The sequence below is a fragment of the Pseudomonadales bacterium genome (assembly GCA_024234165.1).
Taxonomy (GTDB): domain Bacteria; phylum Pseudomonadota; class Gammaproteobacteria; order Pseudomonadales; family UBA5518; genus UBA5518.
This window is the reverse complement of sequence record JACKOP010000001.1, coordinates 473,317-496,784: the sequence shown is the minus strand read 5'-3', so window position 1 is coordinate 496,784 and position 23,468 is coordinate 473,317. Positions and strand designations below refer to the sequence as shown.

Annotated in this window: 19 protein-coding genes; 18 read left to right on the top strand and 1 reads right to left on the bottom strand. The window is 63.7% G+C overall.

Features of this window, described 5'->3' with window-relative positions; translation table 11 throughout:
• Positions 1-8: 8 nt before the first annotated feature.
• The gene (locus H7A12_02100; GenBank protein ID MCP5319621.1) at positions 9-1,058 is read left to right on the top strand and encodes a quinone-dependent dihydroorotate dehydrogenase; all 1,050 of its coding nucleotides are present in this window, start codon (positions 9-11) and stop codon (positions 1,056-1,058) included.
• A complete protein-coding gene (rlmKL, locus tag H7A12_02095; protein MCP5319620.1) occupies positions 1,055-3,295 on the top strand; it encodes a bifunctional 23S rRNA (guanine(2069)-N(7))-methyltransferase RlmK/23S rRNA (guanine(2445)-N(2))-methyltransferase RlmL in 2,241 nt (746 codons plus the stop codon). Before H7A12_02100 ends, rlmKL begins: the two co-directional genes overlap by 4 nt.
• A gap of 90 nt (positions 3,296-3,385) precedes the next feature.
• Here rlmKL and gltA read toward each other — a convergent pair whose 3' ends face one another.
• Positions 3,386-4,678, bottom strand: a complete 1,293-nt coding sequence (gltA, locus tag H7A12_02090; GenBank protein MCP5319619.1) for a citrate (Si)-synthase — start codon at positions 4,676-4,678, stop codon at positions 3,386-3,388.
• Between the two features lie 313 nt (positions 4,679-4,991).
• On the opposite strand from gltA, the gene sdhC reads away from it, so the two are divergent.
• The 16 genes from sdhC (at position 4,992) to H7A12_02010 (ending at position 23,466) form a co-directional block, all read left to right on the top strand.
• Positions 4,992-5,366, top strand: a complete 375-nt coding sequence (sdhC, locus tag H7A12_02085) for a succinate dehydrogenase, cytochrome b556 subunit (protein ID MCP5319618.1) — start codon at positions 4,992-4,994, stop codon at positions 5,364-5,366.
• Entirely contained in the window at positions 5,360-5,728 is a 369-nt protein-coding gene (gene sdhD / locus H7A12_02080; GenBank protein MCP5319617.1) for a succinate dehydrogenase, hydrophobic membrane anchor protein, read from the top strand. The genes sdhC and sdhD overlap by 7 nt, the downstream gene beginning before the upstream one ends.
• Positions 5,729-5,731: 3 nt before the next feature.
• Positions 5,732-7,504, top strand: a complete 1,773-nt coding sequence (locus H7A12_02075) for a succinate dehydrogenase flavoprotein subunit (protein MCP5319616.1) — start codon at positions 5,732-5,734, stop codon at positions 7,502-7,504.
• 16 nt (positions 7,505-7,520) lie between these two features.
• On the top strand, positions 7,521-8,225 hold the full coding sequence (locus H7A12_02070) for a succinate dehydrogenase iron-sulfur subunit (GenBank protein ID MCP5319615.1): 705 nt from the start codon (positions 7,521-7,523) through the stop codon (positions 8,223-8,225).
• 130 nt (positions 8,226-8,355) lie between these two features.
• On the top strand, positions 8,356-11,208 hold the full coding sequence (locus H7A12_02065) for a 2-oxoglutarate dehydrogenase E1 component (protein MCP5319614.1): 2,853 nt from the start codon (positions 8,356-8,358) through the stop codon (positions 11,206-11,208).
• Between the two features lie 36 nt (positions 11,209-11,244).
• On the top strand, positions 11,245-12,435 hold the full coding sequence (gene odhB / locus H7A12_02060) for a 2-oxoglutarate dehydrogenase complex dihydrolipoyllysine-residue succinyltransferase (GenBank protein ID MCP5319613.1): 1,191 nt from the start codon (positions 11,245-11,247) through the stop codon (positions 12,433-12,435).
• A 50-nt stretch (positions 12,436-12,485) separates the two neighbouring features.
• Positions 12,486-13,928: a dihydrolipoyl dehydrogenase gene (gene lpdA / locus H7A12_02055; GenBank protein ID MCP5319612.1), complete on the top strand. Its 1,443-nt coding sequence runs from the start codon at positions 12,486-12,488 to the stop codon at positions 13,926-13,928.
• Between the two features lie 141 nt (positions 13,929-14,069).
• A complete protein-coding gene (gene sucC / locus H7A12_02050; protein MCP5319611.1) occupies positions 14,070-15,233 on the top strand; it encodes an ADP-forming succinate--CoA ligase subunit beta in 1,164 nt (387 codons plus the stop codon).
• 4 nt (positions 15,234-15,237) lie between these two features.
• A complete protein-coding gene (gene sucD, locus H7A12_02045; GenBank protein ID MCP5319610.1) occupies positions 15,238-16,110 on the top strand; it encodes a succinate--CoA ligase subunit alpha in 873 nt (290 codons plus the stop codon).
• A gap of 46 nt (positions 16,111-16,156) precedes the next feature.
• The gene (locus H7A12_02040) at positions 16,157-16,963 is read left to right on the top strand and encodes a DUF2889 domain-containing protein (protein MCP5319609.1); all 807 of its coding nucleotides are present in this window, start codon (positions 16,157-16,159) and stop codon (positions 16,961-16,963) included.
• Between the two features lie 133 nt (positions 16,964-17,096).
• On the top strand, positions 17,097-19,007 hold the full coding sequence (gene htpG, locus H7A12_02035) for a molecular chaperone HtpG (GenBank protein ID MCP5319608.1): 1,911 nt from the start codon (positions 17,097-17,099) through the stop codon (positions 19,005-19,007).
• A 53-nt stretch (positions 19,008-19,060) separates the two neighbouring features.
• Complete coding sequence (locus tag H7A12_02030) at positions 19,061-19,933, top strand: alpha/beta hydrolase (protein MCP5319607.1); 873 nt, start codon at positions 19,061-19,063, stop codon at positions 19,931-19,933.
• Between the two features lie 19 nt (positions 19,934-19,952).
• Complete coding sequence (gene prmB / locus H7A12_02025; protein ID MCP5319606.1) at positions 19,953-20,849, top strand: 50S ribosomal protein L3 N(5)-glutamine methyltransferase; 897 nt, start codon at positions 19,953-19,955, stop codon at positions 20,847-20,849.
• A gap of 81 nt (positions 20,850-20,930) precedes the next feature.
• Entirely contained in the window at positions 20,931-22,046 is a 1,116-nt protein-coding gene (gene aroC, locus H7A12_02020) for a chorismate synthase (GenBank protein MCP5319605.1), read from the top strand.
• Entirely contained in the window at positions 22,043-23,239 is a 1,197-nt protein-coding gene (locus tag H7A12_02015; protein MCP5319604.1) for an MFS transporter, read from the top strand. Before aroC ends, H7A12_02015 begins: the two co-directional genes overlap by 4 nt.
• The gene (locus tag H7A12_02010; protein ID MCP5319603.1) at positions 23,239-23,466 is read left to right on the top strand and encodes a hypothetical protein; all 228 of its coding nucleotides are present in this window, start codon (positions 23,239-23,241) and stop codon (positions 23,464-23,466) included. The genes H7A12_02015 and H7A12_02010 overlap by 1 nt, the downstream gene beginning before the upstream one ends.
• Positions 23,467-23,468 lie beyond the last annotated feature (2 nt).

The window sequence follows — 23,468 nt, the reverse complement described above, 5'->3', positions numbered from 1 at the left end:
ACGTGATCCTGCCATACCCCGTGCTGCGCAAGCTGTTGTTCCTGGTTCCAGGCGAGAGTGCGCATGAGCTCGGGTTGCACGGGCTCGATGCGCTGCTGCGTCTGCGCCTGCACGGCCTGTTGTCGGTACAGCCCCCCCCCGATCCGATACGCTGCATGGGGCTCGAATTTCCGCATGCAGTCGGGTTGGCAGCAGGATTCGACAAGAACGGTGAATACATCGATGCGCTCGCCGCACTCGGCTTTGCATTCATCGAGATCGGTACCGTGACGCCGCGGCCGCAGCCTGGCAATCCGCAGCCGCGGCTGTTCCGCATTCCGCAGGCCGAGGCGCTGATCAATCGCATGGGTTTCAACAACCGGGGTGTTGCCCATCTGTGCGAGCGCGTGCGTGCTTCGAGCTACCGCGGCGTGCTCGGAATCAATATCGGCAAGAACAAGGACACGCCTCTGGAGCGCGCGGACGAGGACTACCTGTACTGTCTGGAACAGGTGTATCCACTTGCCTCGTACATCACGATCAATCTCTCGTCACCGAATACGCCGGGTTTGCGTGACCTGCAGTTCGGCGAGCCGATGGAGCGCCTGCTGGGCGTACTGGTGCGCCGGCGCGACGAACTTGCCGAATGCCACGGCAAGTCGGTTCCGCTGGCGTTGAAGGTGGCGCCGGATCTTGCGGACGAGGATATCGACCACATTGCCGATGCCGTGCGCCGCGCGCGTATCGATGCGCTGATCGCAACCAACACCACCGTGGCGCGCGCCGGAGTGGAAGGATTCCCCGGAGCGCAGGAAGCCGGCGGGCTCAGTGGCGCACCGCTCACGCAGCGTGCCGATGCGGTAATGGCCCGGCTCGCTGCACGTCTCGGGGGCGAGGTGCCGCTGATCGGCGCCGGTGGCATCATGAGCGCGGAGGCGGCGGCGCAGCGCATGCGCAGCGGCGCGCGCCTGGTGCAGCTCTACACCGGCTTCATTTATCACGGGCCTGCGCTGATCGCCCGCGCAGCCAGTGCGATCGCGCGCGAACGTGCAGCATTGACGCGGCGCTGCCCGCAATGAAGCCTCGCACCCGCCAGGCGCGCACCGCCGCAGCGCAAGCACATTATTTCGCCAGCTGCCCGCGCGGACTGGAGGATCTGTTGCTGGCAGAGCTGCACGCGGTCGGCATCACGGACGCACGCAGCGCTCGCGGTGGCATCCGCTTCAAGGGCTGCCTCGCCGATGCGTATCGTGCGTGCCTGTGGTCGCGCGTCGCGAGTCGGGTGATGGTGATGCTGGCCGAGATTCCCGCGCGTGATGCCGATGAACTCTACGCCAGTGCGCTCGATCTGCCGTGGGAGCGGCATATCGCTCCCGGTGCCACGATTGCGGTCGACTTCAACGGCGTGTCCGAAGCGTTGCGCAACAGCCTGTTTGGCGCCCGCCGGGTCAAGGATGCCGTGGTCGACCGCTTGCGCGCGGTGAGTGGTTTGCGCCCCGACGTGGACGTACGCGATCCGGATATCCGCATCGTGGCGCATCTTGTGCGTGACCGGCTGACACTTGCGATCGATCTGGTCGGAACGCAGCACCGTCGCGGCTGGCGTGGTCCAGCGGGCGCTGCACCGCTGAAGGAGAATCTGGCTGCGGCGCTGCTGTTGCGTGCCGGCTGGCCAGCGATCGCTGCCGGCGGTGGCGCACTCTACGATCCGATGTGCGGTTCCGGGACGCTGTTGATCGAGGCGGCACTGATCGCGGCAGGCGCTGCAGTGGGGGAGTTTCGTGCGCTGGCGACACGCAGTTGGTGCGGACACGATGCGGCGCTGTACGAGCGCATGCTGCGAGAGGCACGTGCACAGCGCGAGGCAGTAGTGCCGACCCTGCCACCGATCGCGGGTGCCGATCAGGACGCGCGCGTGCTCGAGCATGCGCGACGCAATGCGCTTGCGGCTGGCCTGGGCGAACAGATTGCATTCGATGCCTGTGCGCTGGCGTTGCAGCGGCGGCCGGCGTCGATGGTGGGGCGCAGCGGACTGCTGATCTGCAACCCGCCGTACGGTGAACGTCTCGGCAGCACGGCTGCGTTGCCGGCGTTGTACGCGGAGCTCGGACGTCTGGTGCGCGAGGAATTCGGTGACTGGCGAGCAGCGATCCTGACCATGGAAGGCCCGCTCGAGGACGCGCCGGGCCTGCGCTGGCAGCGACGCTACCGGGTGCGCAACGGTGCGCTCGATTGCTGTCTGCTGGTGTACGAGTCGCGGACTGTGCGTATACCGAAACCTGCGTCTGCCGGCGGGCAGGATGCTCCTGCCGTCGAGCTACCCCCGACCGTCGCGACGGTGACGGATCAGTACGAACCCGGCCCGGGCGCCGTGATGTTCGCGAACCGTGTGCGCAAGAACCTGCGCCGGCTGAAAGGCTGGCTCGCATCCAGCGGCTGTACCTGCTATCGCATCTACGATGCCGACATTCCGGAGTATGCGGTTGCCGTGGATCGCTACGAGGACTGGGTGCATGTCGCGGAGTACGCACCACCCGCATCGATCGATGCAGATACGGCGCGTGCACGGCTTGCCGACGTGTGCGCGATGCTGCCGTCGCTGCTCGGGGTGCCGGCGCGGAATGTGGTGCTGAAGACGCGCACGCGTCAGCGTGGTACGCAACAATACCAGCGTCTGGCACGCGAGAATCATTTCGTGACGGTGCGCGAAGGCCCGGCGCAGCTTCTGGTCAACCTGCACGACTTTCTCGATACGGGGTTGTTTCTCGATCATCGGCCAGTGCGTCGCATGGTCGAGGCTGCAGCGTGCGGCAAACGCTTCCTGAACCTGTTCTGCTACACCGGTTCGGTCAGCGTATTTGCCGGGTTGGGCGGTGCGAGCACGACCACAGGCGTGGATCTGTCTGTGACCTATCTGGATTGGGCGCGGCGCAACCTCGAGCTGAACGGGCTGGCCCGCATGCGCCACGAACTGGTGCGTGCCGACTGCCTGCCCTGGCTGGCGCAGCAATCACAGCGCTGGGACCTGGTGTTTCTCGATCCGCCGTCGTTCTCGAACTCGAAGAGCATGCGCGGTACTCTGGACGTGCAGCGTGACCACGTTGCGCTGATACGTGCAGCCGTGCGCGTGCTTGGCGATGATGGCCTGTTGCTGTTCTCGACCAACCGCCGCGGCTTTCGCCTCGATGGCGAGGCTCTTGCAGACCTGGAAGTGCAGGATCTGACTGCGCGCAGCATCGATGCGGATTTTGCGCGTGAACCGCCACCGCATCGACTCTATGCGATTCGTCGCGGCAGTAATGCAGCCAGGGTCTGAGCTGGCATTCCCCGGGCGCAGGAATCTTATCGATCGGAAGGTGTTGCTGCAGCCGGCGCTGCGGTAGCGCCGGCTGCAGTGGTGAGTTCATCAGGAGCGCTGGTCGATCGGTACGTAGTCGCGTTGCGTGTGACCGGTGTAGAGCTGGCGCGGGCGACCGATCTTGTAGCTGGCGCTGATCATCTCGTGCCAGTGTGCGATCCAGCCGACGGTGCGTCCGGTCGCGAACATCACGGTGAACATGTTGGTCGGGATGCCGAGCGCACGCAGGATGATGCCGGAGTAGAAGTCCACGTTCGGATAGAGCTTCTTTTCGACGAAGTAGTCGTCCTCGACGGCGATCTTTTCGAGCTTCTGCGCGATGCGGAACAAGGGGTCCCTTTCGAGGCCGAGTTCTGAAAGCACTTCGTCGCAGGTCTGCTTCATGACCTTCGCGCGCGGGTCGAAGTTCTTGTATACACGATGCCCGAAACCCATCAGCCGGAACGGATCGTTCTTGTCCTTCGCACGCTTGATGAACTCGGGGATGCGTGATTCGTCGCCGATCTCCTCGAGCTGGTTCAGCACGGCCTCGTTCGCACCACCGTGTGCAGGCCCCCAGAGTGCGGCGATGCCGGCTGCTATGCAGGCGAACGGGTTGGCGCCGGTGGAGCCGGTCAGACGCACCGCCGATGTGGAAGCGTTCTGCTCGTGGTCGGCGTGCAGCAGGAAGATACGGTCCATCGCACGGGCCAGAACCGGGTTGATCTTCGTTGTCTCGCAGGGATTGCCGAACATCATGTGCAGGAAGTTGGATGCGTAGTCGAGCGAGTTGTCGGGGTGCATGAAAGGCATGCCGATCGAATACTTGAAGCACATCGCCGCCAGCGTCGGCATCTTCGCTATCAACCGGTACGCGGCGATCTCGCGATGCTCCTCGTCGGTGATGTTGAGCGCGTCGTGGTAGAAGGCCGACAGCGCGCCGACGACGCCGCACATGATCGCCATCGGGTGGGCATCACGGCGGAAGCCCCGGAAGAAGAACTGCAGTTGCTCATGCACCATCGTGTGGCGCATCACCACATCGACGAAATTTTTCTTTTGTGCTGCCGTCGGCAGTTCACCGTACATCAGCAGGTAGCACACCTCCAGGTAGTCGGAACGTTCGGCGAGCTGTTCGATCGGGTAGCCACGGTGGAGCAGGATGCCGCGATCACCGTCGATGTAGGTGATCTTGCTTTCGCAGGCGGCGGTCGAAACGAAACCGGGGTCGTAGGTGAAATAACCCTTGGTGCTCAGTGCCTGCACGTCGACGACGTCAGGACCGATGGTGCCGGTGTGAACCGGCAGTTCGAGCTCCGTCGTGGCGCCCGGTATCGATAGTCTGGCGGTCTTTCCCGACATGGCTCTACGGCTCCTTGTAAGGTTTTAGATCGTGGGGCCGCGGTGCGGCGCGGGCGTCAACTCTATAGACCGCGCACGCGCATTGTCAATTCGCGACTGTCGCGACGGGATGGCGCTCATCACACGGAAAAAATCGCCGTGCCAGCGGCTGCAGATGGCGGTTTGCGTCGTGATCGTCGTTTGTATTCGGGGGGGTGGCTCCCTATAATCCGCAGCGGTTCACGTTGCTGTCGCCACCTGGCCCACGCGGGGCGCGATGCTATGCGTGGACACGCTTCCTTCCAACGGAATTTCTCGAAAAGGAATCTGATCCGTGAAGCCAAACAGACCCGTCAACCTGGACATCGGCACGATTGCGTTGCCGATAACTGCCTACGTATCGATCCTGCACCGCGTATCCGGTGTGGCGCTTCTGGTCGGGCTGGGAATCCTCTTGTACCTGTTCGATCTTTCGTTGTCCGACGAGCAGGGTTTCGCGCGTGCCACGGAATTGCTGGGCTCGGTGCCGGCGAAGCTGCTCGTATGGGCGGTACTGGCGGCGCTGGCCTATCACTGCGCTGCGGGCGTCAAGCACCTGATCATGGATCTGGGCTACGGCGAATCGCTCGAGGGCGGCAGGTTGGCGGCGCGTGCGACGCTGGTGGTGGCCGGACTTCTCATCGTTCTCGCGGGGGTGTGGGTATGGTAACTGCAGTCACGAATTACGGCCGCAGCGGCCTGCACGACTGGATCCTGCAGCGTGTCACGGCACTGATCCTGCTTGCGTACGTGCTGTGCATCATCGGTATCCTGGCTTTCACGCCTGGTCTTGACTACGCGACATGGCGCGCGGCTTTCGCCGGGACGCCGATGAAGATCTTCAGCATGATGGCAATCGTCTCGAGCGTGGTGCATGCGTGGATCGGCCTGTGGACGGTGAGTACCGATTACTTCACCGAGCGGCTGCTTGGTCCGAAAGGCAATCTGTTCCGGTGGGTTTTCCAGGCTGCATACGGTGTGGTGCTGTTCGCGTACCTCGTCTGGGGCGCACAGATCTTGTGGGGTAATTGAGAAATGACGCGAATCCGCACTCTGAGTTTCGATGGTGTGATCGTCGGTGGCGGTGGTGCCGGGATGCGTGCCGCGCTGCAACTGGCCCAGTCGGGTTACCGTACTGCGGTGATTTCGAAGGTGTTCCCGACGCGCTCGCACACGGTGTCGGCGCAGGGGGGCATCACCTGCGCGATCGCCAGTGCCGATCCGGGTGATGACTGGCGCTGGCATATGTACGACACCGTGAAGGGCTCCGACTACATCGGTGACCAGGACGCAATCGAGTACATGTGCTCGGTGGGGCCGCAGGCGGTATTCGAGATGGAACACCTCGGGCTGCCGTTTTCACGCACGGAGGAAGGTCGTATCTACCAGCGTCCGTTCGGCGGACAGAGCAAGGATTTCGGTCGGGGCGGTCAGGCTGCGCGCACCTGTGCTGCGGCAGACCGTACCGGACATGCACTGTTGCACACGCTGTTCCAGGCGAACCTGAAGAGCCGTACTGCATTCCTGAACGAGTGGTTCGCAGTCGATCTGGTCAAGAACCAGGACGGCGCGGTGGTCGGTGTGATCGCGATCTGCATGGAAACCGGCGAAACGGTGTATGTGAAGTCGCGGGCAACGGTGCTTGCCACTGGCGGTGCCGGGCGGATCTACGCATCGACGACCAATGCCCATATCAACACCGGCGACGGCGTCGGGATGGCTCTGCGGGCGGGCTTCCCGGTGCAGGACATCGAGATGTGGCAGTTCCACCCGACCGGCATCGCTGGCGCAGGTGTGCTGGTCACCGAAGGCTGCCGCGGGGAGGGTGGCTATCTGCTGAACAAGGACGGCGAGCGTTTCATGGAGCGTTATGCGCCGAATGCCAAGGACCTCGCGAGCCGTGACGTGGTTGCGCGTTCGATGATCAAGGAGATCATCGAAGGGCGTGGCTGCGGTCCCGAGGGCGATCACGTATACCTCAAGCTCGATCATCTGGGAGCCGAGGTGCTGGAATCGCGGCTGCCGGGCATCTGTGAACTCTCGAAGACCTTCGCACACGTCGATCCGGTGCGCGAGCCGATCCCGGTCGTACCGACGTGCCACTACATGATGGGTGGCATACCGACCAACGTGCACGGACAGGCGCTGACCCAGGATCTCTCCGGCGCAGACCGCGTGATTCCGGGGCTGTTTGCCTGCGGCGAGGTGGCGTGCGTGTCGGTGCACGGCGCGAACCGCCTTGGTGGCAACTCGCTGCTCGATCTGATCGTTTTCGGACGTGCATCGGGCCTGTTCATCGAGAAGGCGCTGCGCGAAGGGATCGAATATCGCGATGCATCCGATTCGGATGTGGACCAGGCGATGGGCCGCCTCGATCGCCTGAACTCATCGAAGGACGGCGAGGCGGTGGCACCGCTGCGCAAGGAGCTGCAGACGGTGATGCAGAACTTCTTCGGCGTGTTCCGCACGGGAGAAAAGATGCGCGAGGGTGTGGCGAGTCTGGCTGCGCTGCGGCCCCGCATCGAAAACCTGCACCTCAGGGACAAGTCGCAGGCGTTCAATACGGCTCGCCTCGAGGCGCTCGAACTGCAGAACCTGCTTGAAGTGGCTGAATCGACTGCGGTTGCGGCCGAGGTGCGCACCGAGAGCCGAGGCGCGCACGCGCGCGAGGACTACCCGGAACGCGACGACGCGAACTGGCTGTGCCATTCGCTGTTCTTCCCGGACGGAAAGCGCATGGGGCGGCGCAGTGTGAATTTCACGCCGAAGACCGTCGACACGTTCGAGCCCGTGAAGCGCACCTATTGACCGGGAATTTTTCAACATGCTGACAGTGAGTGTTTATCGTTACAACCCGGAAAGCGATCGGGAACCCTCGATGCACGAGGTGCAACTCGACACCGGGGGCCGGGATCTGATGGTGCTCGACGTACTCGAGTTGCTGAAGGTGCAGGATCCCTCGCTGACCTTCCGTCGTTCGTGTCGTGAAGGCGTGTGCGGCTCCGACGGCGTGAACATGAATGGCAAGAACGGACTGGCGTGCATCACGCCACTGTCCTCGATCGTCAGGAACGACCGACTGGTGATCCGGCCACTGCCGGGGCTGCCGGTGATCCGCGATCTCGTGGTCGACATGACGATGTTCTATCGTCAGTACGAAAAGGTGAAGCCTTATCTGATCAACGACGAGCCGGCACCTGCGATCGAGCGGCTGCAGTCGATCGAAGAGCGTGCCAAACTCGACGGGCTCTACGAGTGCATCCTCTGCGCGTGCTGCTCGACTGCGTGCCCGTCGTTCTGGTGGAATCCCGACCGTTTCGTTGGTCCATCCGGTCTGTTGCAGGCCTACCGTTTCCTGATCGACAGCCGTGATACGGCAACCGGGGAACGGCTCGCGGAACTCGATGACCCGTACAGCGTGTTCCGCTGCCATGGAATCCAGAACTGCGTTGCGGTCTGTCCCAAGGGCCTCAATCCGACGCAGGCGATCGGGCACATCCGCAACATGCTGCTGGTGCGCGGAACCTGAATTCGGCGGGCCGGGCACTGAGCCACAGCCCGGCTACAGTCGCTGCATCCGTCGATGCGGGTGTGGGCCGGGAGTTGATGTGGAATCAACCCGTTCCGGTCGCGGTGGACCGGCGTGGAGGCGTTGCGATATGCAGCAGGAGAGCATGGAGTTGCTCTGGGGCAGCTCCCATATATCGGGTGGCAACGCCGCCTACGTCGAGGCGATGTACGAGACGTACCTGCGCGACCCGAACGCGATAGCGCCCGAATGGCGTGATTATTTCGACCGCCTGCCGCGGGTCGATGGCACCACGATCGATGTGCCCCATTCGACGATCCAGGAGCACTTCGCACTGCTGGGACGGCAGAAATCCCGGCCGGCGCCGGTTCCCCACCCCGGCATCAGCACCGAGTACGAACGCAAGCAGGTGCGCGTGGTGCAACTGATCAGCGCGTACCGTCACCGTGGTCACCAGAAGGCACGCCTCGATCCGCTCGGTCTCGCCGTGCGCGAAGATGTGCCCGACCTGGATCTGCAGTTCCACCAGCTGTCCGCAGCCGACTTCGATACGGTCTTCCAGACTGGATCGCTGCACATCGGCAAGTCCGAGGCACCGCTACGCGAGATCGTCGCGGCACTCGAGAGCACCTACTGCAATGCGGTCGGCGCCGAGTTCAAGCACATCGTCTCGACCGAGGAGCGGCACTGGATCCAGAATCGCATGGAAAGCGTGCGTGCTGCACCGGTATACACCGCGCACATGAAGTGCCATCTGCTCGAGCGCCTGACGGCTGCAGAGGGACTTGAGCAGTTTCTCGCGGCCCGCTATCCGGGTGCGAAGCGTTTCGGGCTCGAGGGCGGCGAGAGTCTGATTCCACTGCTGGACGAGGTGGTGCAGCGCTGCGGTGGTTACGGGGTCCAGGAGATCGTGCTCGGCATGGCGCATCGCGGGCGACTCGCGGTGCTGGTGAACATCTTCGGCAAGAACCCCGAGAGCCTGTTCGAGGAATTCGAAGGGCGCGCGATCTATCAGGGGTCCGGTGACGTGAAGTACCACCAGGGCTTTTCGTCGAACGTGATGACGCCCGGTGGCGAGATGCATATCGCGCTCGCGTTCAATCCCTCGCATCTGGAAATCGTGGCACCGGTCGTCGAGGGTTCGGTGCGCGCCCGCCAGGACCGGCGTGGCGATGCGCAGCGCGATCAGGTGGTTCCGGTGATCATCCACGGTGATGCGGCCTTTGCGGGGCAGGGCGTCGTCATGGAGACGTTCCAGATGTCACAGACCCGCGGCTTCGGTACCGGCGGCACCGTGCACGTCGTGATCAACAACCAGGTCGGTTTCACCACCAGTTGCCCGAGCGATGCGCGCTCGACGGAGTACTGCACCGACGTGGCGAAGATGGTGCAGGCGCCGATTTTCCATGTGAACGGTGACGATCCCGAGGCGGTGCTGTTCGTCACGCAGCTCGCGGTGGATTTCCGTCAGCGCTTTCGCAAGGACGTCGTGATCGACCTCGTGTGCTACCGCCGTCGTGGACACAACGAAGCCGATGAGCCGGCGGCCACGCAGCCACTGATGTATCAGAAGATCCGCAGCCAGCCCGGGACGCGAGCGATCTACGCCGAGCGTCTGATCACGGAGGGTGTGATCGACAAGGACGGGGAACGTGCGCTGATCGACAGCTACCGTGCGGCGGTGGAAGCGGGGGAACAGGTCGCCAGGAGCGTGGTGACGGAACCAGACAAGGCACTGTACGTCGATTGGCAACCGTACCTCGGTCACATGACGACATCGACGGCCGATACGCGTGTCGAACTGGCACGCCTGCAGGATATTGCCGCACGCATGTCGATGCTGCCCGACGGCTTCGTGCTGCAGCGCCAGGTGCAGAAGATCTATGAGGACCGACGCCTGATGAGTGCAGCGGCCACGCCGGTCAACTGGGGATTTGCCGAACTGCTGGCGTACGCGACGCTGCTCGAGGAAGGTTTTCCGGTACGCCTGAGCGGACAGGACGTGGGGCGAGGCACGTTCGCACACCGGCACGCGGTGCTGCACAACCAGAAGAACGGGGCGGTGCACGTGCCGTTGCAGCACCTCTCGGATGCCCAGGCGAAATTCCATATCTACGACTCCCTGCTCAGCGAACTGGCTGCTCTCGGATTCGAGTACGGGTACGCGACGACGACGCCGAAGGCGCTGATCCTGTGGGAAGCACAGTTCGGTGATTTTGCGAACGGCGCACAGATCGTGATCGATCAGTTCATTACCAGCGGCGAGCACAAGTGGGGGCGCCTGTGCGGACTGACCCTGCTGCTGCCACACGGCTATGAGGGACAGGGGCCGGAACACTCCTCGGCACGGCTCGAGCGCTTCCTGCAACTCTGTGCCGAGCACAACATCCAGATCTGCGTGCCCACGACCCCGGCGCAGATCTTCCATTTGCTGCGCCGCCAGGCTCTGCGGCCGCTGCGCAAGCCGCTGGTGGTGTTCACGCCGAAGAGCCTGTTGCGCCACAAGGATGCGATTTCCGAGTTGCCCGAACTGGCGGGCGGCAGCTTCAGGACGGTCATTCCGGAAGGTGATCCACTGGATCCGCAGGCCGTGACGCGGGTGGTGCTGTGCAGCGGCAAGGTGTATTACGAGTTGCACGAATTGCGCAACCGGCAGGGTCTCGGGCATGTGGCGATCGTGCGCATAGAACAGTTGTACCCGTTCCCGCTGCGGGAGCTGGTGGCGGCGATCGCACCGTACCGCAACCTGCTCGAGGTCGCCTGGTGTCAGGAGGAGCCGCAGAACCAGGGTGCCTGGTTCAATAGCCAGCATCACATGCGACAGGCGGTTCGCGAACACAATCGTGACCTGTACCTGGAATACTCCGGGCGCGATGCGTCTGCGGCACCGGCAGCAGGATATTCGGCGCTGCACCTCGCACAGCAGGAGAAGTTGATCCGTGATGCGCTCGGCATGCAGGTGCCGCGCTGGCCGAACCCGTGATCCGCGTGACAGCAAACCCGACAGGAAATCGCAGCAATGAGCATGGACATCAAGGCCCCCCAGTTTCCCGAGTCGGTTGCCGAAGGCACGGTGGCGCACTGGCACAAGCGCCCGGGAGACGTCTGTCGCCGTGACGAAGTGCTGGTCGACATCGAGACCGACAAGGTCGTGCTCGAAGTGGTGGCGCCGGCGGACGGCAGCGTGAGCGAAATCCTCAAGGATACGGGCGAGACGGTACTTGGAGAGGAGATCATCGGCCGGTTCACGGCCGGAGCCGTCGCGCCGACTGCGCAGACGGCTGCGGTGGCGGCGAGGGATGAGGGTGCTGCTCTGCCGCGCTCCGGGCCTGCCGCGCGCCTGGCGGCAGCCGAGCACGGGGTCGATCCGGCAGCCATCAGCGGCAGCGGCAAGGGCGGGCGAGTGACCCGCGAAGACGTGGCCGCACACGCGGCGCAGCCACCCACTCAGGCGAACACCGCGGTACCGCAGACGCCGACCGCGCCGTCGGTGGCACTTGCCGGAGGACGGGTCGAGCGGCGGGTGCCGATGACGCGGCTGCGTGCGCGCGTCGCCGAACGCCTGCTGGACGCATCGCGCAACACCGCGATGCTCACCACGTTCAACGAAGTGGACATGCAGCCGGTGATGGATCTGCGTGCGAAGTATCGCGAGCTGTTCGAGAAACGGCACAACGGGATCCGACTCGGTTACATGGGATTCTTCGTGCGCGCGAGCGTCGAGGCTCTGAAGCGTTTTCCGGTAGTCAACGCATCGATCGACGGTTCCGATGTCGTCTACCACGGCTATCAGGACATCGGTGTTGCGGTGTCCAGCGAGCGCGGACTGGTGGTGCCGGTGCTGCGTGACGCCGATGCGATGACGCTGGCCGAGATCGAGGCCAGGGTGCGCGAGTACGGCACCAAGGCGCGCGACAACAAGCTTTCGATCGAGGAGATGACCGGCGGTACCTTCACGATCACCAACGGCGGCGTCTTCGGCTCGCTGCTGTCGACGCCGATCCTGAACCCGCCGCAGACGGCCATCCTCGGCATGCACAAGGTGCAGGAGCGCCCGGTTGCGCTGGACGGGCAGGTCGTGATCCGGCCGATGATGTATCTGGCGCTGTCCTACGACCACCGCCTGGTCGATGGCAAGGATGCGGTGCAGTTCCTGGTGGCGATCAAGGAGATGATCGAGGATCCGGCCCGGATCCTGCTGGACCTGTAGATCCGACTTCTGCTCGAAAAACGCAGCGACACACACGATGGAGACATGAAATGGCCCAGCAATTCGACGTGGTCGTGATTGGCGCCGGTCCTGGTGGTTATGTGGCAGCGATTCGTGCTGCGCAGCTCGGGCTGAAGACCGTGGTGATCGAGAAGTGGCGCAGCGCCGACGGCAAGCCGGTATACGGTGGTACCTGCCTCAACGTCGGTTGCATTCCGTCGAAGGCATTGCTCGACAGCTCGCATCGTTTCCACGATGCAGCACACGGACTGGCGGTGCACGGCATCAGTGCGCAGGGAGTTGCCGTCGATGTGGCAGCGATGCAGGCGCGCAAGCGTCGCATCGTCGAGCAGCTCACCGGCGGCATCGCGGGATTGTTCAAGGCGAACGGTGTGGCGACGCTTGCCGGCAGCGCCCGCCTGTTGGCGGGGCGTCGGGTCGAGGTGACCGCGCATGACGGCACGGTCGAGACGATCGAGGCAGCCAACGTGATTCTCGCCACCGGTTCCGCGCCGATCGAGATCCCGGCTGCACCGTTCGGCGGACCGATCGTCGACTCGGCCGGAGCGCTGGAATTCACCGAGGTGCCACGCCGTCTCGGTGTGGTCGGGGCCGGGGTGATCGGGCTCGAACTCGGCAGCGTCTGGGCGCGCCTCGGGGCGGAGGTCGTCGTGATCGAAGCCTTGCCCGACTTCCTGCTCGCGGTGGACCGTCAGGTCTCGAAGGAGGCCCAGAAGATCATGCGGGCACAGGGGCTGGATATCCGGCTGAATGCACGCGTCACTTCCACCGAGGTCGGCGGCGGCGGTACGGGACCCGTGCGCGTGAACTACGTCGAGGTCGAACAGCAGAAGCAGGAGGAGTTCGATCGTCTGATCGTTGCAGTCGGCAGGCGACCGGTGACGGAAGGCTTGCTCGCAGCCGACAGCGGCGTGAATCTCGAAGAGCGAGGCTTCGTTCACGTCAACGAATGCTGCGCAACCGATATGCCGGGCGTCTACGCGATCGGGGACATCGTGCGTGGGCCGATGCTGGCGCACAAGGCGATGGAGGAAGGCGTGATGGTCGCCGAGCGCATCGCCGGTCGCAAGACGCAGGTCAATTACGACGGCATTCCCGCGATCATCTATACCCATCCAGAGATTGCCTGGGTCGGACCGGGCGAGCAGCAGCTCAAGGCTGCGGGGCAGGAGTTCGCTACCGGTGTATTCCCTTTTGCGGCGAGTGGCCGCGCACTGGCGGCGAACGATGCGCTGGGCATGGTGAAGTTGCTGACCGACGCGCGTACAGACCGCGTGCTGGGCTGTCATATCGTGGGTCCCGGCGCAGCGGATCTGGTGCAGCAGGTGGTGATTGCGATGGAGTTCGGTGCCAGTGCCGAAGATCTCGCGCTCACCGTGTTCGGGCACCCGACCCTGTCGGAGGCGGTGCACGAGGCCGCGCTCGCGGCGCTCGGGCACGCAATTCATATTCCCAATCGCAAGTCCCGCTGAAGGGTATGCCTCGCGGGGGATTTCCGTGATAATTGCGCCCGCTTTTGCCCCCCCCTGCCAGCTCGGCACGCGGGTGAGACGCAGACCTGGAAGCCGGCGCGCCGGGATACATCCATTCACACTTCAGGACGGTAATACGCCATGAATTTGCACGAATACCAGGGCAAACAGCTGTTTGCCGAGTACGGGCTGCCCGTGTCGAAGGGCTTTGCCGCGGAAACACCGAAGCAGGCAGTCGAGGCCGCCGAGCAGATCGGCGGCAGCCAGTGGGTCGTCAAGGCGCAGGTACACGCCGGTGGGCGCGGCAAGGCGGGTGGCGTCAAGCTGGTGAAGAGCAAGGACGAGATTCGCGACTTCGCAGCGCACTGGCTGGGCCGCAACCTCGTGACCTACCAGACCGACGAGAAGGGCCAGCCGGTCAACAAGATTCTGGTCGAGTCGTGCACCGACATTGCGGAAGAGCTCTATCTCGGTGCAGTGGTCGATCGGGGTTCGCGCCGCATCGTGTTCATGGCTTCACCCGAGGGTGGTGTCGATATCGAGAAGGTCGCGCACGAGACGCCCGAGAAGATCTTCAAGGCGACGATCGATCCGCTGACCGGTGCGCAACCGTACCAGGGGCGTGAACTCGCGTTCAAACTCGGGCTCAAGGGTGACCAGGTCAAGCAGTTCACGAATATTTTCCTCGGTCTGGCGAAGCTGTTCCAGGACAAGGATCTGGCGCTGATCGAAGTGAACCCGCTGGTGATCACGACAGCCGGCAACCTGCACTGCCTGGACGCCAAGCTCGGCGTCGACGGCAATGCGCTGTTTCGCCAGAAGGCGCTGAGCGAGATGCACGACACCACGCAGGAGGACCCGCGCGAGGTGCACGCGTCCAAGTGGGAGCTGAACTACGTCGCGCTCGACGGTGACATCGGTTGCATGGTCAACGGTGCGGGTCTCGCCATGGGCACGATGGACATCGTGAACCTGCACGGTGGACGTCCGGCAAATTTCCTCGACGTCGGCGGTGGTGCGACCAAGGAGCGGGTTTCGGAGGCGTTCAAGATCATTCTCTCCGACACCAGCGTGCGCGCGGTGCTCGTCAACATCTTTGGCGGCATCGTGCGTTGCGATCTGATCGCCGAGGGCATCATCGGTGCCGTTTCGGAAGTGGGCGTCAAGGTGCCCGTCGTGGTGCGTCTCGAGGGCAACAATGCGGATCTCGGCTCGAAGATGCTGGCCGAGAGTGGACTCAACATCATCGCGGCAACGAGCCTGACCCAGGCTGCACAGGCCGTCGTCAAGGCAGCGAAGGGGTAATTCGATGAGCATTCTGGTCAACAAGGACACCAAGGTCATCTGCCAGGGCTTCACCGGCTCGCAGGGAACGTCGCACTCGAAGCAGGCGATCGAATACGGCACCAAGATGGTCGGGGGCGTAACGCCCGGCAAGGGCGGACAGACTCACCTCGGACTGCCGGTGTTCGACACCGTGGCCGATGCGGTGGCCGCCACCGGCGCCGATGCTTCCGTGATCTACGTTCCGGCACCGTTCTGCAAGGATTCGATTCTCGAGGCCGCAAACAACGGTATCCGCCTGATCGTATGCATCACCGAGGGCATACCGACGCTCGATATGCTCGAGGTCAAGGTCAGGTGCGATGAACTCGGTGTGCGCCTGATCGGACCGAACTGCCCCGGCGTGATCACGCCGGGTGAGTGCAAGATCGGCATCATGCCGGGCCATATCCACAAGCCGGGACGCGTCGGCATCGTGTCACGCTCCGGAACGCTGACCTATGAAGCGGTCAAGCAGACCACCGATACGGGACTGGGCCAGTCGACCTGCGTCGGCATCGGTGGCGATCCGATTCCCGGCTCGAACTTCATCGATATCCTCGGCATGTTCCAGCAGGATCCGGCAACCGAGGCGATCGTGATGATCGGCGAGATCGGCGGTTCTGCCGAGGAAGAAGCCGCTGCCTTCATCAAGGCCAATGTGACCAAGCCGGTGGTGTCCTACATTGCCGGAGTCACGGCGCCCAAGGGCAAGCGAATGGGTCACGCGGGAGCGATCATCGCAGGCGGCAAGGGTACCGCGGATGAAAAATTCGCTGCGCTCGAAGCTGCCGGTGTCAAGACCGTGCGCAGCCTGGCCGATATCGGCAGCGCGCTGAAGTCGATCACCGGCTGGTGATCTGCCGTCGCAGCAGTCGCCGTGCTCCTGTACGAGGAGCGCGGCGATGATCGACGCCGTACAGGGCAACCGCTATCCGAGTGCGATTTTCGATCCGCACTACGGCAGCGGTTGTTATCGCCGTGCGATCGTGCTGCAGCGTGATGCGTCGGCGTGCGTACGCGCCGCGGTCGAGGATGATCCGCATGCGTTCGCGGTCACGCTGGAGCACGATGGCGAGCGTGTGCTCGGGATTGCCGCCGAAGCCAGGCGCTATCCGTTGACGACCTGCCCGGAAGCCACTCGGGAATTGCGTACGCTGATCGGTGCGCCACTGACGGATCCGTTGCGTACGCTCTCGCGTTGGCAGAATCCGCGCACGCACTGCACGCATCTGTACGATCTGGCGGCGCTGGCGATGGTACATGCACGGCGTGCCGCGCGTGTGCAGCGCTATGACGTGGCGATCCCGGATGTGGTCGAGGGGCGTACCGTCGCGACGCTGGACTGTAATGGCGAGCGCGTGCTCTCGTGGACGCTGGAGCACGATGTGATCGTTGCACCCGAGCGCTACGCGGGGCAGAAGGTGTTCGGCGGCTTTACGGGCTGGGCGCGCGAGACGCTCGACGACGACGCATTCGAGCACTCGTTTCTGTTGCAGCGCGGCTTTCTGGTTGCACTGTCACGCAGGTTCGACGAAGACGTGCTGCCACCTGGACCCGCCTCGCAGTATCCGATGCGTCCGGATTCCTGCTACAGCTACAGCACCCTGCACTCGTCGCGTGCGTGGCGTGTACCCGGCAATCGCCGTGATTTCACCGACGCCGGCAACGAAGCGCTGCTGCGCTGGTTCGATCCCGCAGCACCTGCCTGAACCGCGATACCGGTTCGTTCGAGCTTCAGTCAGACGATCATCGCGGGCAACAGGGTCACGGACGAAGTCTTGAAAGGGACGAAGCCGACCCCATATGCCTGGAATCGCCGTCCATAACCAGGGAGAACACCTCATGACTGCAGCGCACCGGGAGACGATGGGTTTCCAGACCGAGGCTCGCCAGCTTCTGCACCTGATGATCCATTCGCTGTACAGCAAGCGGGAAATCTTCCTGCGCGAGCTGATATCGAACGCATCCGATGCCGCCGACAAGCTGCGCTTCGAATCACTCGCACACCCGGAGCTGCTCGCAGACGATACCGAACTCGAGATCCGTATCGCGATCGACAAGGACGCGCGCACGCTCTCGATCAGCGACAACGGTATCGGCATGTCACGCGAGGAGGCGATCAGCCATCTGGGAACGATTGCACGCTCGGGTACGGCGCAGTTCGTGCAGCAGCTCTCGGGTGACCAGCGCCGGGATTCGCAGCTGATCGGCCAGTTCGGGGTGGGTTTCTACAGCACCTTCATGGTGGCGGATCGCGTCGAGGTATTCAGTCGGCGCGCGGGACTGGACGCGGGTGCCGGGGTGCGCTGGGAGTCGGCTGGCGAGAGCGAGTTCACGGTCGAGGACGTGGTGCGCGAGCGCCGTGGCACCATGGTGGTGTTGCACCTGAAGGAAGACGCGGGCGAATTCCTCGATGCGTGGCAAGTGCGCAGCATCGTCAAGCGCTATTCGGACCATATCTCGCTGCCGGTGCGCATGGAGAAGGAGCACCATGGCGAGGACGAGGATGGCAAGGAAGCCGGTGCTCCCGAATGGGAGACGGTCAACCAGGCGAAGGCGTTGTGGACCCGTGCGCGCACCGAAATCACCGACGAGGAGTATCGCGAGTTCTACAAGCATATCGCGCATGACTTCGAGGACCCGCTCACATGGAGCCATCACCGGGTCGAGGGCCGTTATGAATACAACTCGCTGCTGTACATTCCGTCGCATGCTCCGTTCGACCTGTGGAATCGCGATGCGCCACGTGGCCTGAAGCTGTATATACAGCGTACGTTCATCATGGACGACGCGGAGCAGTTCCTGCCGCTGTACCTGCGTTTCGTGAAGGGCGTGGTGGATTCCACCGATCTGCCGTTGAACGTCTCGCGCGAGATCCTGCAGAACAGCGCGGCGGTCGACGCGATGCGAGGTGCGTTGAGCAAGCGGGTGCTCGACATGCTCGAGAATGTCGCCGATCAGCGTCCCGATGATTACCAGAAATTCTGGGATGTATTCGGCCAGGTCATGAAGGAGGGTCCGGCAGAGGATTTCGCGCATCGGGAACGGATCGCGAAGCTGCTGCGTTTTGCGACCACGCATTCCGACAAGGCGGTGCAGGACCAGAGCCTCGAGCAGTATGTGGCGCGCATGCGCGACGGGCAGCAGGACATCTACTACGTGGTCGCGGACAGCTTCCTTGCCGCGCGCAGCAGTCCGCACCTGGAATTGCTGCGCCAGAAGGGCATAGAAGCGATCCTGCTGTACGATCGCATCGATGAGTGGATGATCACCTACCTCGGCGAGTTCGGCGGCAAGAAGCTGAAGGATGTGGCACGTGGTGATCTGGATCTCGGTGACCTCGACGACAGCACGAGCCGGGAAGCACGCGCGAAGCGCCAGGAAGAAGCGAGGGACCTCGTCGATCGAGTGAAGAAGGCGCTGGGGGAGCGTGTGCAGGATGTGCGCATTACGGCACGGCTGACCGAATCGCCTGCCTGCCTGGTGGTAGGTGACTACGATATGGGCGTGCAGATGCGCCGCATCATGCAGGCGGCAGGCCAGCAGGTTCCCGACGCGAAACCGATTCTGGAAATCAATCCGGATCACCCGCTGGTCGGGCGGCTCGATCGAGAGGTCGACGAGGATCGTTTTGCGACCTTGACGATGATCCTGTTCGAGCAGGCGCAGCTCGCTTCCGGCGATGATCTCGAAGACCCGGCAGCGTACGTGCAGCGACTGAACCGGCTTCTGCTCGAGCTGAGTGGCGCCTGAGGCGTGATGCGCAGCCGATTGTCGATGCCGGTCCTGCCTGACACGCTGTCGCCGTGAACACGGGTGCACACCAGCCTCGGGAATACAGCCGTGAGGTGCGCGGCGTGCGGCTTGCGTGGCGTGAATGGGGGAACAGGGATGCGTACCCGGTACTGGCGCTGCATGGCTGGCTCGACAACGCGGCGTCGTTCGACACGCTGGCGCCGTTGCTGGGCGAGCGACGGATCATTGCGCTCGATTTGCCGGGCCACGGGCTGAGTGCACATCGTGGTGTCGATGGCACCTACAACATCTGGGACGATCTGCCGACACTGATGCATTTCACGGCGGCGCTGGATCTCGAGCGTTACGACCTGCTCGGACATTCGCGTGGTGCTGCGATTGCTTCGCTGCTGGCCGCAGCAGAAGTACCGGCTGTGAGCAGTCTGGTAATGCTGGATGGTGCGCTGATACCGCTGCTCGAGGGACCACAGACCTTGCAGCAATTGCGCAGCTTCACCCACGATTACGCGAAGCGCAGTTCACGTGATGCGCCAGTGTTCCCGGACGTGGAAGCAGCGATCACGGCGCGCTGCACGGCGACCGGAATCGATCCGCGCGCAGCGCGCCTGCTGGTGCCGCGCAGCCTGGATCCGGTTGCCGGCGGTTTTCGCTGGCGCACCGACCCGCGGCTGCGTTACGCGTCGGCGTTGAAGTTCACGCGGGCGCAGGTCCGCAACATACTGTCAGGCATCACGGTGCCGACACTGATCTTCACGACTGGCGCCGGCATGGCCAGGCGGCTGCCGCGTCATGGTGCGCTCGACTGGTATCCGGGCCTGCAGCGCGAGACGGTCGAGGGCTGTCATCACTGCCATATGCTCGAGGCGGCTCCGGTGATCGCCGAGCGCGTTGGGCGTCTCTGGAGGGAATGTGGGCAAGCGTGACGATACCCACCGGGCCCCGGTGGAATTGGCAACGATCCGGGATTTCCTGCGCTGGACGGTGAGTGCTTTCAATGCCGCAGGTGTGGCGTTCGGGCACGGAACCGACAACGCGTGGGACGAGGCACGCTGGCTGGTGCTGGGTGCGCTGCACCTGCCGTTCGACAGTCCCGACTGGGTGTTCGACGCTCGCCTGGCTGCGCGGGAACGCCAGCGTCTGGATGCGCTCCTGGCACGGCGTATCGGTGAGCGCGTGCCGACCGCGTATCTGCTTGGCGAAGCGTGGTTCGGCGGACTGCGTTTCCGTGTGACACCCGCGGTGCTGGTGCCACGCTCGCCGATTGCGGAGCTGCTTGCCAGAGGCTGTGAACCGTGGCTGGACGGGAGAGCTCCGCTGCGTATCCTCGACCTGTGCTGCGGTAGCGGCTGCATCGGCATCGCTGCAGCACTGACGTGGCCGGATGCCGAGGTGGTACTTGCCGATGTGTCACCGGAGGCGCTCGAGGTGGCGCGCATGAACGTCGCGCTGCACGATGTGGCCGGGCGCGTGCGTGTGGTCGAGTCGGATCTGTTCACGGCGCTGGCAGGGGAATGCTTCGACCTGATCCTGTGCAATCCACCCTACGTCGACGCTGCCGATATGGCGACGCTGCCGGCCGAGTATCGGCATGAGCCGCAGCTCGGACTGGCAGCGGGTGCCGACGGACTCGATCTTGTGCGACGCATTCTCGTCGATGTGGTGCCGCATCTCGATTGCGACGGTCTGCTGGTGCTTGAAGTGGGCAACAGTGCCGATGCGCTCGAGCACACCTTTCCGCAGCTTGCCTTCGTGTGGCCGGATCTGGAGCACGGAGGGCACGGTGTTGCGCTGATCCATGCTGCCGAGCTTGCCAGTGGCGGGGCAACGCTGCCTGCCTGACACGGAGGCAAAGCTGTTTGCGAGCGATGCGCGCCGCAATCTCCGTATAATCGCGCTTCACCCACAGAGCGCGGATTTTCCATGTCAGGCAATACCATCGGACGGCTCTTCACGCTGACCACCTTCGGTGAGAGCCACGGTCCAGCCATCGGAGGCGTCGTCGACGGTTGCCCGCCGGGGCTGCCTCTGGCGGAGGAAGACATGCAGCCGGATCTGGACCGGCGTCGTCCCGGCAGTTCGCGCTTCACCACGCAGCGACGCGAAGACGATCGTGTGCGTATCCTCTCCGGTGTGTTCGAAGGTGTGACTACGGGTACACCGATCGGATTGCTGATCGAGAATACCGATCAGCGCTCGAAGGACTACGCCGCGATTCAGGACGCGTTTCGGCCGAATCATGCGGATTACACGTACACGCAAAAATACGGAATGCGTGACTACCGTGGTGGAGGCCGTTCCTCGGCACGCGAAACCGCTGTGAGGGTTGCTGCCGGCGCGATCGCGAAGAAGTACCTGCGCGAGCGTCTCGGTGTTTCGGTGCGTGGCTATCTGGCGCAGCTTGGTCCGCTTGCGGCAGCGACGCTCGACTGGGACACGGTAGGCGAGAACCCGTTCTTCTGCCCCGATCCGGCACTGGTGCCACGACTCGAGGAGTACATGGCTGCGCTGCGCAAGTCGGGTGATTCGATCGGGGCGCGTATCAATGTCGTCGCGAGTGGTGTTCCGCCCGGACTCGGCGAGCCGGTGTTCGACCGCCTCGACGCCGATATCGCGCATGCGATGATGGGAATCAACGCAGTGAAGGGCGTGGAGATCGGTGCGGGCTTCGCAGTCGTCGACCAGAAGGGCAGCGAACACCGCGACGGGATCACGCCGCAGGGATTCCTCAGCAACAACGCCGGTGGCATTCTCGGTGGCATTTCCAGCGGCCAGGATATCGTGGTCTCGATTGCCCTGAAGCCCACCTCGAGCATCCGCCTGCCAGGCCCGTCGATCGACCGCTCAGGCAATCCGCTCGAGGTGGTCACGCACGGACGCCACGATCCCTGCGTCGGCATCCGCGCGACTCCGATCGCGGAGGCGATGCTGGCCCTGGTGCTGATGGATCACTGGCTGCGTCACCGGGCCCAGAATGCCGATGTGCAGTCGGTGACGCCTGTGGTTCCGGCATCCGTTCCCGCTCCGACTGCTCGATGATTCCAGGGCGGTCGACCTACGTCCGTCTGTCTTCATTCTATTTCCTGTACTACGCGTTCCTCGGGGTGATGATGCCCTACTGGAGCCTGTACCTGCAGGCGGTCGGGCTGGATGCCACGGCGATCGGCGTCGTGCTCGCCGTGATGGCAGCAACGCGTATCGTGGCGCCCAACCTGTGGGGCTGGATCGCCGATCGCAGCGGATGCCATCTGCGACTGATTCGTGTCGGTGCATTGTTCGCCGCGGCGAGCTTTGCAGCGCTGCCGTGGCGCAGCAGCGTCGCGTGGATCGTGGCTGTGGTGCTCGTGCACTCGGTGTTCTGGAATGCGATCCTCGCCCAGTTCGAGGTGATCACGCTGGCATCGCTGCGCGATGCGGTGCAGCGTTACGGTCTGGTGCGGCTGTGGGGTTCGGTGAGTTTCATCGTCGCGGTCGTAGGCAGCGGAATGTTGTTCGATCACGTCGACGTGATTCGGGTGCCGTGGCTGTTGCTTGCGCTGCTGATGCTGATCGCAGCCGGCGCCTGGCTGATCCGGGATCCGGATGCCGGATCACGCACGCGCGACGTGCAGGGGATCGGTAGCAGGTTGCGCGAGCCAGCGCTGGTGGCATTTCTCGCAGCGTCGTTCCTGCTGCAATTTTCGCACGCACCGTACTACGGCTTCTTCAGTCTGTATCTGGAGCAGTACGGTTACACCCGTGCCGCGACCGGACAGATGTGGGCTCTCGGCGTGGTCGCCGAAATCGGAGTGTTCGCGTTCGCGCACCGGCTGCTGGCTCGCCACGGTTTGCGCAGCATCTTGCTCGCCAGCCTGTTGCTCGCCGCGCTGCGCTGGTTGATGATCGGCTTCGGTGCGCGTTACACGCCGGTGTTGTTGCTTGCGCAGTGTCTGCACGCAGCGAGCTTCGGCAGCTTCCATGCTGCGGGAATCGAGCTGCTCCGCCGTCACTTCGCACCGGCGCAACAGGGGCGTGGACAGGCACTGTATGCGGCCGTGAGTTTTGGCGCCGGCGGCGCAGCCGGAGCGCTGGCGAGCGGCGTGCTGTGGGATGTCGAGCCACAGCTCGCATACGTAGCCGCTGCACTTGCAGCGTTTGCGGGTTGGGCGCTGGTGCTTGTCGCAGTGCGTGGACCTCTGGCCGGAACGGTACATGCGGCAGAGGGAATGCAAGCGGAAGGGAGGATCGTGTGATGGAAGTCCTGCGGCTGCTGCGACGCAATCGCCTGCTGCTGTTCGGCGTCGTGGCCATGTTCGCGCTGGCGGCGTCGACGGCCCTGGTCTTCGATTTTCGTATCGGTGCGATAGTGGCGTTTCTGTGGCAGACCATGCTGATGATCGGCGCGATCATTCTTTGCGCGGGCGTGCTGTTCGGTCTGCTGCTCGCATTGCGTGCCCTGTTCGGGCGCGGTGCCAAATGAAG